Here is a 14393-nt window from a genome sequence, read left to right as displayed (position 1 = left end):
CGCCTCACCGCACGGTCGTCGCCACGAAGCAGACCGCGGCGGACACCGCGGCGGCGGCCGGGAAAGTCAGGAGCCAGCCCAGGACGATGTCCCGCGCCGTCCCCCATCGCACGGCCGACAGCCGCCGGGTCGCGCCGACGCCCATGATGCCGGCCGTGATCACGTGCGTGGTCGAGATGGGTGCCTTCGCGGCGAAAGCCGTGACGTACAGGACCGAAGACGCCACCGATTCCGCGACGAAACCGTGCGGCGGATCCAGCGGGAACACGCGCCGCCCGAGGGTGCGCATGATCCGCAACCCGCCCGAGCAGGTGCCCAGCGACAACGCACCCGCACACGCGAGCGTCGCCCACAGCGGGATCTCGAACGACGCCTGCCGGCCGGTCACGACCAGCGCCAGCGCGATCACGCCCATGCCTTTCTGCGCGTCCTGCAGACCGTGCCCGAGTGCGAGCGCGGCGGCGGAGCCGATCTGGCAGCGGCGGAACACCCGGCCGGTGCGATGCGGATTGGCCCGCTGCAGCAGCCACAACGCCGCCGTCATCGCGAGGTAGCCGAGGACGAATCCGAGCAGCGGCGAGGCGACCATCGGGATCAGCACCTTCTCCACGATGCCGCCCCAGTGCACCGTGCCCGCCGCCACGAGCGCGGCGCCGACCATCCCGCCGACCAGCGAATGCGAGGACGACGAGGGCAGGCCGAAGTACCAGGTCACGAGGTTCCAGCCGACCGCACCGGCGAGTGCGGAGAACACCACCGCGAGGGCGTCCGGCCCCGCCGGGACGTCGATGATCCCTTTCGCGACCGTCGAGGCGACGCCAGTGGACAGCAGCGCCCCTGCCAGGTTCATGACCGCGGCCAGCACCAGCGCCGTGCGCAGCGTCAGCGCACGCGTGGAGACGGCGCTGGCGATCGCGTTCGAGGCGTCGTGAAACCCATTGGTGTAGTCGAAGACCAGCGTCAACGCCACGACCGCGATCAAGCCGGCCGTCACTACGATTCCTTCACCGCGATCGTCTGCACCGCGTCCGCCAGGTGCTCGAAGGCGTCCGCCGCGCGTTCCATCTCCTCGACGACTTCCTTGGCCTTCAACACTTCCAGCGCGTCCGCGCCCGGGGTGAACAGCCCGGCGAGAATACGCCGGTGGATCCGGTCGGCCTCGTTCTCCAGCTCGTTGACCTCGATCCAGAACGGCTCCAGCTCACCGACCTTCGACAGCCCGGGCATCGAGGCGGCGGTCAGCTCCGAGGCCTGGCACAGCACCTGCACCATGGTCAGCGTGCCATCGGGGAATTCGCCGAGCTGGTAGAGCACCGCGAGGTCGGCGGCCGCGTCGAGATGGTCGAGCACGTCGTCGATCCGGCCCGCGAGCGCCTGGATGTCCTCCCGGTCGAACGGGGTGACGAAGGAGCTGTTCAGCTCGATCATGATCGAATGTGTGGCGTCGTCGCCGCGGTGCTCGATCTCGTGCAACCGCAGGGCCAGCGGTTCGCGAGCGTCCGGCGCGGCCTCGACCAGCTCACGCAGCAGCCCTGTGGCGGTGACCAGGTTCTCCGCGGCACCGGTCAGCAGCCGGAAGAACCGGTCACCGCGCGGCGTGATCCGCACGGATCAGCCGTAGGACAGCGCTTCGACCAGGCTCCCGGCGGCCGGGTTCGACAGCGCTCGCGCCACGTCGGCCTGCGCCACGACGCCGACGAGATCGTGCCCGTCGATCACCGGCAACCTCCGCACCTGGTGGTCGGTCATCGTGCGCATGGCTTGTTCCACGTCGTCGTCGGCGCCGATCGTCACCGCCTCGCCCTGCGCCAGCTCCCCGGCATGCAGTGCCCTCGGGTCCTTGTCCTCGGCGAGCACCTTCACCACGATGTCCCGGTCGGTCAGCATGCCCTTGAGCCGGTTGTCCTCTCCGCAGATCGGTACCGCCCCGACGCCCAGCTCAGCGAGCAGGCGTGCGGCGTCGAGCACCGTGTCGGACTCCCGGACGCACTTCGCGTCCGTCGTCATGATGTCCCGTGCCGTCGTCACCACAACCTCCTTCTCCCGTCGTGTCCCGCTGCCTGGCTTACCCGTCCCGCGGTGAACTAGTCCTCCGGCCGGTTCAGCTGGTCAGGATCTGCGGGGAAAGGATCTTCAGCATCGCGTTCGTCCACTTCATCTGCCGCAGGGTCTGCGGATGACAGCCCGAGGCCAGCTCGAGCAGCCGCGCGTCCTTCGCCGCCTGCGCGCCCTGGGCGAGCAGTTCCCAGTCCAGCGAAACGCCGACCGCGCCGCGGTGCAGCCGTCTCAGGTCGGCGAGCAGGACCAGTCCTGGCTCCGGACGGCAGCCGGTCACCTCGGAGAGGCTTTCCCGAAGCGGCGTCAGCGGAGTGTTTTCCGCGACCTCGTCACTGAGGTGCAGGCCGTAGTCGCGGCCACACAACGCCAGGGCACGCACGTGCTCGGCCGACCAGCCGGCCAGATCGCGGGCGACGTGGTGCACCTCGTGCTCCACCGTGTGCCGTTCGGAGGTCCGGCGGAGATCCCGGGCGAGCGATTTCTCCGAGCGGTGCAGTTCACGCAGGACGAGGTCGAGTTTCATCGGCCGGCCCCCGAGGTGACGACCTGCTCCTCGACCGGCGAAGGCACCGGCAGGCGCGGTGGCTCCGGCGTGGCTTCGACCTTGTGCAGCGCGGCCGCCGCGGTCTTGAACAGGGGCTGCTTGGACACCGGATCCCAGTCGGTGAAGGTCAGTTCGTTGGCCGCGCGGTCGCCGTCCTTGTCCGCGGGCTGGTCGAGATCCCAATAGCCGTAATGGAACGGCAGGAAGAGCACCCCTTGGCGGATGCCGCCGACGCGGACGCGGGCCAGCACACTGCCCCGCGCGGTCCGCACTTCGGCGAGGTCCCCCTCGACCAGCCCGGCACTCCCGGCGTCCGCTTCGGACACTTCCAGCCACACTTCCGGCGCGGCCGCCTCCAGCTGCGGTGCGCGGGCGGTTTTCGTACGGGTGTGGAACTGGTAAATGGTGCGGCCGTTGATCAGGAAGTACGGGAACTGCTCACCCGGCTCCTCATGCGGCGGGAAATATCCCGCGGACCGCAACATCGCCTTTCCCTCCGGGTTCATCGCCCGGTACTCCATCGGCTCCGTCGGGGCGCCGGTGACCAGGTCCCGGCCATAGCTTTCGCAGTAATCCGGCTGGGCGAAGAACTTCCCGTCGGTGTAAAGGCGTTCAGTCCCTTCGGGGTGCTCATCGTTGCACGGCCACTGGATCCCGTTGTGAGCACGCAGCTTGCGGTAGCTGAGGCCGCGATAGTCACAGGGCCGTCCGGCGGACGCGCGCTTCCAGGCTTCGAAGGCGCTTTCGGCGTCGTGCCACGACGGGAACGGCTCTGCGTCCTGATCACGCAAGTCCATCCGACGGGCGTAGTCCAGGAAGATGTCCAAATCGGACCGTGCCTGGCCGGGTGGGTCGATCGCCTTCTCCGACAGGTGCACGGTCCGGTCGGCATTGGTGAACGTCCCGGTCTTCTCACCCCACATCGCCGCGGGCAGCACCACGTCGGCGAGTTCCGCGGTCTCGGTACGGAAGGCGTCCTGCACGACGAGGAACAGCCGCTGCTGACTCAGGATCGAGCGGATGCGGTGCAGTTCGGGCAGGGATACCGCGGGGTTGGTCGCCGAAACCCACAGCATGCGCAGGGTTCCGTTTTCGGCGTAGCGCAGGATCTGCATGAGGTGGGTCGGCGGACCGTAGTGCGGGATCTGCTTCTGCTCGACGTTCCACAGCCGCGCCAGCTCGGCGACGTGCGCGTCGTTGGCCCAGTTGCGGAACCCGGTGAGGTCGCCGTCCGCACCACATTCGCGGGTGTTCTCCGCGGTGGGCTGGCCGTTCATCTGCAGCACACCGGCGCCCGGCTTTCCGAGCATCCCGCGCACCAGCACGAGATTGTTGACCTGGACGGAAGCCGCGGTCGCCTGGTGGGACTGGTAGAAGCCCTGCAGCACCGTGCACAGCAGCCGCTTCGCCGTACCGAGCAGCCGCGCGGCCTCGCGGATCTCCGACGCGTCGAGGCCGCAGATCTCGGCAGCACGCTCGGGCGGGTAGTCCGCGACCGTCGCCACCAGTTCGTCGTAACCGACGGTGCAGCGCTCCACGAAGTCCTGGTCCACCCAGCCGTGTTCCACGATCTCGTGCAGCAGGCCGTTCATCAGTGCGACATTGGTGCCCGGCCGGGGCGCCAAGTGCAGGGTGGCCGCGCGGGAGACCGGCGTCTCCCGCGGGTCCACGCACAGCAGCACCGGCGGCGACGGACCGGCCAGCCGGTCGAGGACGCGGGTCCACAGGACGGTTTGGGTCTCGGCCATGTTGTGGCCGAACAGGGCGATCGTGTCCGCGTGGTCGATGTCGGTGTAGGAGGAGGGTTGGCCGTCGCAGCCGAACGTTTCCTTCAACGCGGCCGCGGCCGTGGACGTGCACAACCGCGTGTTGCCGTCCAGGTGGTGACAGCCGAGGCCACCGCGGACGACCGCCGCGAGCGTGTAGTACTCCTCCGCGAAGAGCTGACCGCTGGTGTGGAACCCCAGCGCTCCCGGCCCTTGCTCTTCGAGCAGTTCCTTGGTGCGGCTGACGATCAGGTCCATCGCCTCGTCCCATGTCGCCTCGACGAGCACCCCGCCGCGGCGCACCAGCGGCGTCCGCAGCCGGTCCGGGGACGCGTTGGCCTGCCAGCCGAACAGATCCTTCGGATCGAGCCTGCCGTGGTTCACGCGATCCCGTGCCTGCCCGCGGACCCCGACGATCTCGCCCCCGGCCACGGCGATGTCGAGCCCGTCGCCGTTCGAGTGCAGCACCGCCGCGCTGGGCACCCATCGCTCGACGTCGGACGGTTCGAGCCCATCCGCGAGATGACTGTCGACTCGCACCGGCCAGGCTTCACCAGGGGCGTACGGGGTCCTGCGTCCCCAGGGATCGCCGATGCCGTCACGCCGAGTCACCCGGCCACCTCCCGATCATTGTCCGCCCGAGCCGTCGGCTACCCGCTCATCACGTGGGTAAACCCGCGAGGTGCTCGCGAAACCACGCGCTCGCCGGCCCCGCGACCGGACCACCGGCCAGCACCAGCACCGGAGCCCGCACGGCGTTCCTGCCCAGCCCGGGATACGCGGACCGGCAGACCACGGCGTGCACCCGCTCCGGGTGTCGTCCGGCAGCGGTGAGCACGGTGCCCGCGCCCTCACCCCAGCCCAGCAGGCCGTATCGGCCCTGCGTTTCGAGCGTTTCGAGCAGTCCGTCGCCGGACCCATCGGCGAACAGGGTCGCGAAACCGGCTCGCCGCAAGGCTTCCGACACTTCGTCCGGAATGACCTCTTCGGACTCGGCGACGAGAATGACCGTCCCGGCTGCCCCGTGGTGCCGCGCCAGCACGCGGACGACGGCGTGCCCGGCCGCGACCAGCGGCACCGCGAAGATCGCGCCCGGGATACCGGCTTCGGTGCCACCGACGGCGATCCCGAGCAGCACCACCAGCGGGTGCAGACGAACGTTGGTGCCGGTGAGCAACGGCTGCAGCACCTGTCCTTCCAGCTGCTGCACGCCGAGGACCACGGCCAGCATGATGAGCGCCGTCACCCACCCGTTGCCGAGCAACGCCACCAGGACCGAGAGCGTGCCGCTGACGAACGCGCCCACGTAGGGCACGAACGCGCCGAGGAAGACGAGCACGGCCAGCGGCAGCGCCAGCGGAACCCGGAGTACCGCGAGCCCGATGCCGATGCCCAGCGCGTCGAGCAGGGCGATGAGGGCCGTGGTGCGGACGTAGTGCACGACGCCGCGGAAGGCCAGCCGCGCCGCCTCGTCGACCAGTCCGGCGGTAGCGGGCCGCAGCGCCCGCAGGGCGAACGACCACATCCGCGGACCGCCCGAGAGCGTCAGCGCCAGTGTCACGATCGCCAGCAGCGCGCCGGCGAGCAGTTCGGTCACCGTGCCGAACAGGCCGATCGTGCCGGACACCAGTGCCTGCTGATGTTCGGTGAGCCAGGTCTGCCCGCGATGCAGCAGACCTTCCAGCTGCCGGTCGCCGACGTGCCACGGCCCGTCCCGCAACCACGTCCGGGCGCTGTCCACGGTGTGCCCGAGCTGGTCGCCGAACCGTGGCAGCTGGTTCGCCACGGTGAACGCGACCAGCGTGAGCAGCCCGCCGACCAGCACGACGCCGAGCAGGATGGCGAGCGCGGCCGCGAGCCGCCGCGGCAGCCCGATCCGGACCAGCCGGCTCACCACCGGCTGCAGAAACGCCGCGAGCAGGATCGCGAACCCCACCGGAACCACGACGAAACTCAGCTCGGCGACGGCCGCCCGCACCGCCCACAAGGCGAGCAGGACGAGCAGCACCTCCCCGGAGACGACCGCAGCCCGCCGCAGCCCGCCGGCACTGAGCCGCGGCCCCGATCCGTGCGCTGGTGCGTCGGCCATACCCGGTGGTTAGCCGAACTCCGGCCGCCCAACCACCGGGTATGCCGGACCACCCGGCACCGCGGACCGCTCAGCACCGCAGGACCGCCCGGCACGCCGGACCGCCTGGCACCGCGGACCGCTCAGCACCGCAGGACCGCCCGGCACCCCGACACCCCGGCAACCCGGCAACCCGGGAGCAGCCTGCACCGCCTGACCACGACAGACGCCCCGGCAACCGCGTACTGCCTGCGCGCCCACCGCGCACCGGTCACCCCGCCCCCGGCACCCGCGCTGCGCCCTCCCGCGCCGCGATAGTTCGTCTCCGGTACGGGTACCCGGGCCGGATGCGGACCCGGACCGGACGAGCGGACTCGTGAGCCCCTGGTGGCCGGCGATACCCGCGGCGGTGGCCGGGTCGATCGCGTTCGGCGCGACCGGGGCGCTGCAGCACCGGGCGGCGCGGCGGACCGGGGAACGCGGCGCCGTCCGCGTCGGAATCCTGCGGTCGCTGGCCGCGCAGCCGATGTGGGTCGCCTCGCTGGCGGTCAACGCGGCGGGTGTCGTGCTGCAATGGATCGCGCTGAGCACCGCGCCCCTGGTGCTGGTGCAGCCGTTGCTCGCGCTCGGGCTGGTGTTCGCCGTGCTGGTCAGCGGTGTGCTCGCCCGGCGGCGTCCGGATCGCGTCGTGGTCGCCGGAACCGGGCTGACTGTCGCAGGGATCGCCGCGTTCCTGGTGCTGGCCCGGCCCACTGCGGGCAGCGACCGGCCGACGCTGGCTGTGATCGCGCCGTCCGCCGCGGTGCTCGGCGTGGTTCTCGCGCTGTGCGTGGCGATCGCCGTCCGCCATCGCGGCCAGCCGCGTGCGCTGGCCCTCGGGACGGCGACCGGCGTGCTGTTCGGGGTGACCGCGTGTCTGGCCAAACTCGCCGCCGCGGACTTCACCCACGGCCTCGGCACCGCGCTGAGCGGCTGGCCCCTCTACGCGGTCGCCGGCTGCGGAATCACCGGATTCCTCATGAGCCAGAACGCTTTTCGCGCCGAGATCGCGATGGCGCCGGCACTCGCCCTGATGCTCTCGCTCGACCCGCTGGTCAGCGTGCTGGTCGGGGCGTTGTGGCTGGGCGAAGGGTTCCGCCACGATCTGCCCGCGCTCGCCGGGGAGGCGAGTGCCCTGGTCGTGCTGCTCGCCGGGATCGCGGTGCTGAGCACCCGCGCGCCCCAGGCCGTGCGCGCGCAGCGGTGATTACCGGACGGCGTAACGGGTAGCCGCGACGGAACCCCGTTCCCGGGCGCAGAGGAGACGCCATGACGACGCAGACCGAGGCTGATCTGGTCACCGTGATCACCGAGGACCACCGCGCGGTGGAACGCGTGTTCACCGAGCTGGAGAACGAACCGCGAGCAGGCAATCGCAAGGAGGTCACCGACCACGTGATCGCCGAGCTGGTCCGGCATTCGGTGGCCGAGGAGCAGTACATGTACCCGGCCGCGCGCAAGTACCTCGACGACGGCGACAGCATCGCCGACCACGAGGTCGAGGAGCACGCGGAGGCCGAGAAGCTGATGAAGCAGCTCGAACGCAAGGAACCGGGCGACCCCGAGTTCGAGCCGCTGCTGCGCAAGCTGATCGGCGACATCCGCCACCACATCGAGGACGAGGAGGGCGATCTGCTGCCGCAGCTGCGCAAGGCCTGCTCCCCCGAGGAACTGCACCGGCTCGGCGAACAGGTGCTGGCGGCGAAGAAGATCGCGCCGACCCGCCCGCATCCGGCGGCACCGAACAAGCCGCCGGCGAACCTGGTGCTCGGTCCCGGCGCCGCGTTCGTGGACAAGATCCGGGACACACTCAGCGGACGGCCGAGCTGATCGCACTGTCCACAGCAGACGGAGAGAAACACTGATGACCCACGACGTCTTCGTGCTCGGACTGGACGAGGAGAACGAGAGCGTGCTGCGCCGGCTGCCGTCGGCAGCCACCTGCCGGTTCCACGGACTGCTCAGCCCGGACGAACTGCAGCACGGCGAGATCGACTTCGAGGGGCTGCTGGCGAAGGCCGAGCAGCAGCTGGACGACTTCGACGGGAAACCGGCCGCGATCGTCACCCACTGGGATTTCCCGGCGGCGAGCCTGGTGCCCCTGCTCGCGCAGCGGTACGGCCTGCCACACGTGCCGCTCGAAGCGGTGCTCAAGTGCGAGCACAAGTACTGGAGCCGGTTGGAACAGCAGCAGGTGATCGACGAGCTCCCCGCGTTCGGCGTCGTGGACCTGGACACGTCCGACCCCCGTCCGCCCGAGGGCGTGGACTTCCCGATGTGGCTCAAGCCGGTGAAGTCGTTCTCCTCGGAGCTGGCTTTCCAGGTACGTGACGAGCAGTCGTTCGGCGCGGCCGTGGCGGAGATCCGCGAGGGCGTCGGCCGGGTCGGTAGTCCGTTCGAGGCGGTGCTGAGCCGGGTCGAGCTGCCGCCGGAAATCGCCGAGGTGGGCGGCGCGGCGTGCCTGGCCGAAGCAGCGATGCACGGCATCCAGGCAGCGGTCGAAGGCTACGTGTGGAAGGGCGACGTGCGGCTCTACGGGGCGCTGGACTCGCTCGACTACCCCGAACGCTCGTCGTTCCTCTGCCACCGCTACCCGTCCCAGCTGCCCCCCGAGACGATCGGGCGGATGGAGGAGGCCGCCCGCCGGGTGATGCGCCGGATCGGTTTCGACAACGCGGCGTTCAGCATCGAGTTCTTCTGCGATCCGCAGTCGGGGCAGGTGGGCCTGCTGGAGATCAACCCGCGGCATTCCCAGTCGCACGCCGAACTGTTCGAGCTCGTGCACGGAACGGCCAACCACGAGATCATGGTCAAACTGGGGCTGGGCGAGGAACCCGAGCGCCGGGCCCCGCAGGGTCCCTACCGGGTCGCCGGCCGCTGGTACCTGCGCCGGTTCTCCGGTGACGCGACGGTGACCAGGGTCCCCACCGAAGCCGAGGTGGCTGATCTGTGCGCCGAGCTGCCCGGTACGACGATCTCGGTCACCCCGCAGCAGGGCCAGCGGCTGTCGGACCTTCCGGAGCAGGACAGCTACTCCTTCGAACTGGCCGAACTCGTGATCGGCGCCGAAAGCCCCGAGGAAATGGAGTCGAAATACCGCCGCTGCGCCGAGCAGCTGCACTTCGAATTCGAGGAATGACCTGCGAATACGCTGTACGGCACAGTGTGCTGATATCCTGGCCCCATGGTGGGCAACGCGGACAAACGCCAGCACATCCTCGACGTCGCGACGCGGCTGGCCGGCACCGACGGGCTCCGCGGCCTGAGCGTGCGGTCGGTCGCGTCCGCGGCGGGGATCGGTGCGACGACGTTGCGGGCCTACTTCCCGTCGCAGGCGTTGCTCTATCAGGCGGTCGCGGAGCAGCTGGTCTCGTTCGCGCTCAGCGACGACCCGATCCACGACACCTCCAAGCCGCCGGTGGACCGGTTGTACGCGAGCCTGCGGCAGTTTCTCCCCGTGCCGGCCAACCGGCGTGGCTCCCTGCTGCTGTGGCTGGAACTGCTCACCCTGGCGCTCGGCCCGGACGCCAACGACGAAGTGCTGCAGATGATGCTGTCCGGGCGCGAGGAGTCCGTCGCGATCGCGCGGCGCTGGTTCACCGCGCTGGCCGAGGACGGCTGCACGCTTCGGGACACGCCGGAGGCGCTGGCCGGCCGGTTCTCGACCCTCGTGGACGGGCTGCAGCTCGGACTCCTGTTCGACCAGGAAGAAGCGGCGCTCGACCGGGCCGAGGACATGCTCCGGTGGTTCGCGGAGCAGTCCCTCGTCACGCCCGCGGACGAGAACGCAGGTCAGCGGTAAGCCGCGGGCCGGGCGCCGACCACCTGCTCGGCGAACCAGCGCAGCACTCTGCCCGCGGTCTCCCGGTCACCGGAGCCCGGAGACAGCAGTGCGTGCACGCGGAGCCCGTCGAGCAGTGTCAACGCGGTGGCCACCTGGCCGTCGACCTCCTCGATCGCGAGATGCCCCCGTCCGGCCAGAACGGTCAGCCATCGGCGCAGCCGTTCGGCCGTTGACCGTCGCGCGCTCTCGACGATGACGCGCGCGCCGGGAACGGCGTCCGCTCCCGCCGACATCCGCTGCAGCTCGAACCAGCCCTGGACCGCGGGCGTCCGGCCGTCCGCGGGAGCGAACTGGACCAGGCATTCGGACAGCCGCTCCGCCGGATCACGCTCGTCATCGGCGATCGACAGGTCCTCGACCGGCCCGTGGACCAGCCGCTCCGCCACGGCCAGATGCAACTGCGCCTGCGTCGGAAAATGATGCCGCAGGGTCGTCGCACCCACGCCTGCCTCGGCCGCGACTCGGCGGACGCTCAGCGAACCCATCCCCCGCGCCGCCACCAGCCGGAGTGCGGCCAGCACGATCTCTTCCCTGGTGACCATGCGCCCTAGCGTACCCGCACGCTGTGCGGTACAGTGTGCCGTACAGCGTGCCGGAGCGGTCCGGCTCCCCGCGGAAAGGGAAGAGCACCATGATCGAGAACCTGCAACACTTCGTCGGAGCATGGCCGGGCGCCTTGCAGTGGATCGGCGTCGCGCTGGTCGCGTTCGTCCCGTTCGTGGAGAGCTACCTCGGCAGCGTCATCGGCGTCGTGATCGGCGTCCATCCGATCGCCGCGGTGATCTGCGCCGTACTCGGCAACATCGCCGTGATGGTCGCCATCGCCTTCATCACCGACTCCCTGCGCAAACGCGCGACGCGGGACAAGGACCGCGAGCCCCGGCCGGGCCGGGCTCGCGCCCGCAAGCTGTTCGACCGTTTCGGCGTACCGGGCGTGGCACTGCTCGGGCACCCGACGCAGATCTCGACTGCCGCACTCATCGCGTTCGGCGCTCCCCGCACCAAGGTGATCGTCTGGGAGCTGATCTCGATCGTGCTCTGGGGTGCGGTCACCACGACGTTCGCCGCCTTCGGCATCTCCGCGCTGGCCTGAACCGATCCCCACTCCCTTCCGGAAGGAACTCCCATGCGTCCCACCTCTGCCCCGGCCGAACTGCCCGACGTGACCAAGCGGCGTCCCGGCTGGCCGGAAACGCTCGCCGCCGCCGTGGTCTACGTCCTGTGCTACCTCGTGGGCCCGCCGGTCATCAGCGCACTCACCCAGGACGCGCCGGTGCCGAGCGGCCTCGCCTTCGCGGCACTGTCCGGGGTGATGGGCCTGCTCGCGTTCTTCGCGGCCTTCTTCCTGCGAATCCGCTCGTGGGCGGCGTTCAACGTCCGCGCCATCCCCGCCCGGTGGGTCTTCTTCTCGATCGGGTTCGGGCTACTCGCCTTCCTGCTGGTCCGGCTGGTGGCCACGATCGTCGTGGCGATCACCGGGAGCACCAGCGGTGATCCGCAGGGCGGCTACCAGGCCGCGGCCAACGGCGGCCCGCTCGCGCTGATCCTGCAGCTGCTGTTCATCGCCGTGCTCACGCCGCTGGGCGAGGAGTTCGCGTTCCGCGGGGTGCTTTCCACCGCGCTGACCCGGTTCGGCCCGTGGGTCAGCGTGCTGGGCAGCACGGTGATCTTCGCGCTCGCCCACGGCATCAACCTGGCACTGATCCCCGCGCTCGTGGTCGGCGCGATCAACGGAATCCTGCTGGTGCGCACCAAGTCGGTGTGGCCGGGGGTCATCGTGCACGCGGTCAGCAACGGGGTGGGCGCGCTGCTGAGCGCGGTGCTCGGCTGAATGTCCGGCTCACGACCCGAACGAGACGCTGCTCGCGACGTTCTTGAGCAGCCGCCGGAAGTCCGGCCAGTCCGCGTCGTCCCGGCCGGTGACGCCGAGCAGGACGATCCGCTGGCCGTCCGGGAAGGCGAAGATCACCTGCGCCTGTCGTCCGCGTTCGATCGGTTCCTCGACCAGGAGCGCTTCACCCGCCGGGAACTCCTCCACGGTGATCCGGCGGGTATCGCACTGCGCGGCCAGCGCTTCGGCGAGCGAGTCCAGCGCACCGTCCCCGGAGGCACCGGCTTCCTGGACGAGGACGGCGAAGCCGGCGGTGGCGAGCGACTCCGGATCCGCCGCCGAGCGCGCGAAACAGGTGCCGCGCCGCACGACACCGGCGCGGGCCAGTTCACCACGGCGGGCCGGGTCCTGCTCCGGCGGAAGTTCGGCGAACTGCTCGGGCATCGACATCGTGAGCTTGACCGGCGTCATCAGCGCACCGCCTTGATCGCGCCGAACACATTGGAGGCGAGCGACCCCATTTGCGTTTCCTTCTCGTGTGCGGCGACCTCCGGGCTGTCGCTGTACTCCGCGATGAGGCCCGGCGCCTGCAGGCCGATGTCCACCGTGCTCTTGATCGCGTCCACGGTGGTGGCCAGCTCCGGCACCGCCTTGACCACACCACCGACGGCTTTGACGCCGGGGACGAGGCCCAAGGCGTCGCTGCCGACGTCGACCCATTTCCCGCCGTTCGTCGGGTCCTGGCTCGCGATGATGCCGTGCGCGACGAGTGCCACCCCGCCGGTCAACGCCGCGACCGGGGCCGCGAACGGCGTCAAGGGCGGGAAGAGCGCGGCGAAGCCGGCGACCGCGGAGGCTGCTCCGGCCCATTTGGCGACCGAGCCCAGCACGCCGTCGTCCTTGTCCTTTCCGGGCGGCGGCGGGGGCGTGGCACCGCCCAGTTCGGCGGCCTTGGCCTCGACCATCGCCCGCAGCGCGGCGGCGATCTCGGCCACCATCGCCCGCTGCTGCGCCGCACCCGCCTGACCGGCCAGCGGACTGCCGAGCTGCAGGAAAGTGGGCAGGTTGGCCGCGATCGTCTTGGTGATCGCGGTCTTGATCTCGACGAGCACCTGCGCGTAACGGATCGCCGAGGCGGCCAGCTGGGCCGAGGACTGACCGATCTGCTGCAACGACATCACGCCGCCGGAAAGCCGCGCGCCGAAGCCCGCGCCGGCCTCGTCCCGCCACATCGAAGCCAGTCCCTGCTGGAGGGCACTGACCTGGGTGCTCGCCTTGGTCGCGGAATCGCCGACGGTCTGCCAGGCCGCACCGAGTTGCTGTGCGAATTCCTCGTTGTCCGGTGGCCACGGGTTCGCCATGGCCTTCACCGCGGCGTACAGCTCGTTCGCAGGTTCGGGAATCATCGGCCGCTCTTCGGCATCGCGGCAGCGGCACCGTGGTCGCCCGCCTCGTAGTCGGTGGTGGCGCCGACACCGGCCTCCGCGGCAGACTTCAACCCGGCCGAAATCCGGGTCGCGGCTTGGGAAAGCTTCTCGGCCGCGGGCCGGTAGCCCTTCATGAACGCCTGCCCCAGCAGACCCTGCCCGAGCCCGCCGGACAGGCCCGTGACCGTGCCCTGCGCGGCCGCCCACGCGCCGCCGAAGTCACTGCCCGCCGCGGCGATGCCGTTCGCCGCGCTGCGGGTACCACTCGGGTCCATCTCCATCGACGTCATCGCGAGGCCTCCCGGGCGAGCCCGTACAGCACCGGGTCGAACGCGAGATCGGTCTCGCCGGGCACCGCGTCCGGCGGCAGCACCGACACCGAGGCGTCGAACGCCTGCCGCTGCGCGGAATCCGCGGCCGCGCGACAGGTGCGTACGATCACCTCGGCCAGCGCGGCCGAGTCGGGACTGCGATAGATCCGCGGGTCGAGCCACACCTCGGTCACCGCACCACGCACGTCGACGGTCACGCTGACCAGCCCGTCGTCGGACTCGGCAGTGCCGGTGATCCCGGCCAGTCCACCCTGGACCCGCCGGATCCGCTCGGCCAGCCGCTCGCCGTCGGCGGCCTCGGCCGCCAGCTCCGCCTGTACCCGGTCCACCATCGCCCTCCTTCGTCGGTGGACCCACTTTCCGCCCGGCGGCGCCTCCGGTGGAGCGGGTGACCGCTTCCGGCCACCCGCCGCAGCGGGAACTCGCAAAGGGTCCCGAGCCGACTTCCGCCACGATGCGGGCCGCCACCGGGCGACGACGCGTC

General features: G+C 70.6%; 17 protein-coding genes. 6 read left to right on the top strand and 11 right to left on the bottom strand.

Features of this window, described 5'->3' with window-relative positions; all coding sequences use genetic code 11:
• Positions 1–4: 4 nt before the first annotated feature.
• The 6 genes from BJY18_RS32490 to BJY18_RS32465 form a co-directional block, all read right to left on the bottom strand.
• Positions 5–994, bottom strand: a complete 990-nt coding sequence (locus BJY18_RS32490) for an inorganic phosphate transporter (protein WP_446680354.1) — start codon at positions 992–994, stop codon at positions 5–7.
• Positions 994–1608 carry a DUF47 domain-containing protein gene (locus BJY18_RS32485; RefSeq protein WP_312874037.1) on the bottom strand — a complete coding sequence of 205 codons (615 nt, stop codon included), beginning with the start codon at positions 1606–1608 and terminating at the stop codon, positions 994–996. Before BJY18_RS32485 ends, BJY18_RS32490 begins: the two co-directional genes overlap by 1 nt.
• 3 nt (positions 1609–1611) lie before the next feature.
• Positions 1612–2028 (bottom strand): CBS domain-containing protein, encoded by a 417-nt coding sequence (locus tag BJY18_RS32480; RefSeq protein WP_184783683.1) that lies wholly within the window; start codon positions 2026–2028, stop codon positions 1612–1614.
• 73 nt (positions 2029–2101) lie between these two features.
• Positions 2102–2581: a hypothetical protein gene (locus BJY18_RS32475; protein ID WP_184783682.1), complete on the bottom strand. Its 480-nt coding sequence runs from the start codon at positions 2579–2581 to the stop codon at positions 2102–2104.
• A complete protein-coding gene (locus tag BJY18_RS32470) occupies positions 2578–4980 on the bottom strand; it encodes a molybdopterin oxidoreductase family protein (protein WP_184783681.1) in 2403 nt (800 codons plus the stop codon). The genes BJY18_RS32475 and BJY18_RS32470 overlap by 4 nt, the downstream gene beginning before the upstream one ends.
• A gap of 49 nt (positions 4981–5029) precedes the next feature.
• Positions 5030–6457, bottom strand: coding sequence for an AI-2E family transporter (locus BJY18_RS32465; RefSeq protein ID WP_184783680.1), 1428 nt, complete (start codon positions 6455–6457; stop codon positions 5030–5032).
• Between the two features lie 355 nt (positions 6458–6812).
• Here BJY18_RS32465 and BJY18_RS32460 point away from each other — a divergent pair, with 355 nt between their 5' ends.
• The 4 genes from BJY18_RS32460 (at position 6813) to BJY18_RS32445 (ending at position 10277) form a co-directional block, all read left to right on the top strand.
• Entirely contained in the window at positions 6813–7682 is an 870-nt protein-coding gene (locus BJY18_RS32460) for a DMT family transporter (protein WP_184783679.1), read from the top strand.
• 62 nt (positions 7683–7744) lie between these two features.
• On the top strand, positions 7745–8305 hold the full coding sequence (locus BJY18_RS32455) for a hemerythrin domain-containing protein (protein WP_184783678.1): 561 nt from the start codon (positions 7745–7747) through the stop codon (positions 8303–8305).
• A gap of 34 nt (positions 8306–8339) precedes the next feature.
• Positions 8340–9614: an ATP-grasp domain-containing protein gene (locus tag BJY18_RS32450; protein WP_184783677.1), complete on the top strand. Its 1275-nt coding sequence runs from the start codon at positions 8340–8342 to the stop codon at positions 9612–9614.
• Between the two features lie 45 nt (positions 9615–9659).
• On the top strand, positions 9660–10277 hold the full coding sequence (locus BJY18_RS32445; RefSeq protein ID WP_184783676.1) for a TetR/AcrR family transcriptional regulator: 618 nt from the start codon (positions 9660–9662) through the stop codon (positions 10275–10277).
• On the opposite strand, the gene BJY18_RS32440 is transcribed toward BJY18_RS32445, so the two are convergent.
• On the bottom strand, positions 10268–10861 hold the full coding sequence (locus BJY18_RS32440) for a TetR/AcrR family transcriptional regulator (protein ID WP_184783675.1): 594 nt from the start codon (positions 10859–10861) through the stop codon (positions 10268–10270). The two genes, BJY18_RS32445 and BJY18_RS32440, sit on opposite strands and share 10 nt — an antisense overlap.
• An 89-nt stretch (positions 10862–10950) precedes the next feature.
• Here BJY18_RS32440 and BJY18_RS32435 point away from each other — a divergent pair, with 89 nt between their 5' ends.
• The gene (locus BJY18_RS32435; RefSeq protein ID WP_184783674.1) at positions 10951–11412 is read left to right on the top strand and encodes a small multi-drug export protein; all 462 of its coding nucleotides are present in this window, start codon (positions 10951–10953) and stop codon (positions 11410–11412) included.
• Positions 11413–11445: 33 nt separating this feature from the next.
• On the top strand, positions 11446–12150 hold the full coding sequence (locus tag BJY18_RS32430) for a CPBP family intramembrane glutamic endopeptidase (protein WP_184783673.1): 705 nt from the start codon (positions 11446–11448) through the stop codon (positions 12148–12150).
• 9 nt (positions 12151–12159) lie between these two features.
• Here BJY18_RS32430 and BJY18_RS32425 read toward each other — a convergent pair whose 3' ends face one another.
• From BJY18_RS32425 to BJY18_RS32410, 4 genes are read right to left on the bottom strand one after another with little or no spacing between them, the layout of a single operon-like run.
• A complete protein-coding gene (locus tag BJY18_RS32425) occupies positions 12160–12621 on the bottom strand; it encodes a hypothetical protein (RefSeq protein ID WP_184783672.1) in 462 nt (153 codons plus the stop codon).
• Entirely contained in the window at positions 12621–13556 is a 936-nt protein-coding gene (locus BJY18_RS32420) for a WXG100-like domain-containing protein (RefSeq protein ID WP_184783671.1), read from the bottom strand. Before BJY18_RS32420 ends, BJY18_RS32425 begins: the two co-directional genes overlap by 1 nt.
• The gene (locus BJY18_RS32415) at positions 13553–13867 is read right to left on the bottom strand and encodes a hypothetical protein (RefSeq protein WP_184783670.1); all 315 of its coding nucleotides are present in this window, start codon (positions 13865–13867) and stop codon (positions 13553–13555) included. Before BJY18_RS32415 ends, BJY18_RS32420 begins: the two co-directional genes overlap by 4 nt.
• Entirely contained in the window at positions 13864–14241 is a 378-nt protein-coding gene (locus BJY18_RS32410; RefSeq protein WP_184783669.1) for a YbaB/EbfC family nucleoid-associated protein, read from the bottom strand. The genes BJY18_RS32415 and BJY18_RS32410 overlap by 4 nt, the downstream gene beginning before the upstream one ends.
• Between the last annotated feature and the right edge of the window lie 152 nt (positions 14242–14393).

The sequence above is a fragment of the Amycolatopsis jiangsuensis genome (genome assembly GCF_014204865.1).
GTDB classification, from domain to species: domain Bacteria; phylum Actinomycetota; class Actinomycetes; order Mycobacteriales; family Pseudonocardiaceae; genus Amycolatopsis; species Amycolatopsis jiangsuensis.
The sequence above is the reverse complement of the archived record's forward strand: the minus strand, read 5'-3'. Positions and strand labels throughout refer to the sequence as shown.

What these genes read in the sequence shown, in the direction of transcription:
- BJY18_RS32420 (WP_184783671.1), bottom strand. Translation starts at nt 13,556, where the DNA reads ATGATTCCCGAACCTGCGAACGAGCTGTACGCCGCGGTGAAGGCCATG.
- BJY18_RS32425 (WP_184783672.1), bottom strand. Translation starts at nt 12,621, where the DNA reads ATGACGCCGGTCAAGCTCACGATGTCGATGCCCGAGCAGTTCGCCGAA.
- BJY18_RS32415 (WP_184783670.1), bottom strand. Translation starts at nt 13,867, where the DNA reads ATGACGTCGATGGAGATGGACCCGAGTGGTACCCGCAGCGCGGCGAAC.
- BJY18_RS32455 (WP_184783678.1), top strand. Translation starts at nt 7,745, where the DNA reads ATGACGACGCAGACCGAGGCTGATCTGGTCACCGTGATCACCGAGGAC.
- BJY18_RS32445 (WP_184783676.1), top strand. Translation starts at nt 9,660, where the DNA reads ATGGTGGGCAACGCGGACAAACGCCAGCACATCCTCGACGTCGCGACG.
- BJY18_RS32430 (WP_184783673.1), top strand. Translation starts at nt 11,446, where the DNA reads ATGCGTCCCACCTCTGCCCCGGCCGAACTGCCCGACGTGACCAAGCGG.
- BJY18_RS32450 (WP_184783677.1), top strand. Translation starts at nt 8,340, where the DNA reads ATGACCCACGACGTCTTCGTGCTCGGACTGGACGAGGAGAACGAGAGC.
- BJY18_RS32465 (WP_184783680.1), bottom strand. Translation starts at nt 6,457, where the DNA reads ATGGCCGACGCACCAGCGCACGGATCGGGGCCGCGGCTCAGTGCCGGC.
- BJY18_RS32435 (WP_184783674.1), top strand. Translation starts at nt 10,951, where the DNA reads ATGATCGAGAACCTGCAACACTTCGTCGGAGCATGGCCGGGCGCCTTG.
- BJY18_RS32440 (WP_184783675.1), bottom strand. Translation starts at nt 10,861, where the DNA reads ATGGTCACCAGGGAAGAGATCGTGCTGGCCGCACTCCGGCTGGTGGCG.
- BJY18_RS32475 (WP_184783682.1), bottom strand. Translation starts at nt 2,581, where the DNA reads ATGAAACTCGACCTCGTCCTGCGTGAACTGCACCGCTCGGAGAAATCG.
- BJY18_RS32410 (WP_184783669.1), bottom strand. Translation starts at nt 14,241, where the DNA reads ATGGTGGACCGGGTACAGGCGGAGCTGGCGGCCGAGGCCGCCGACGGC.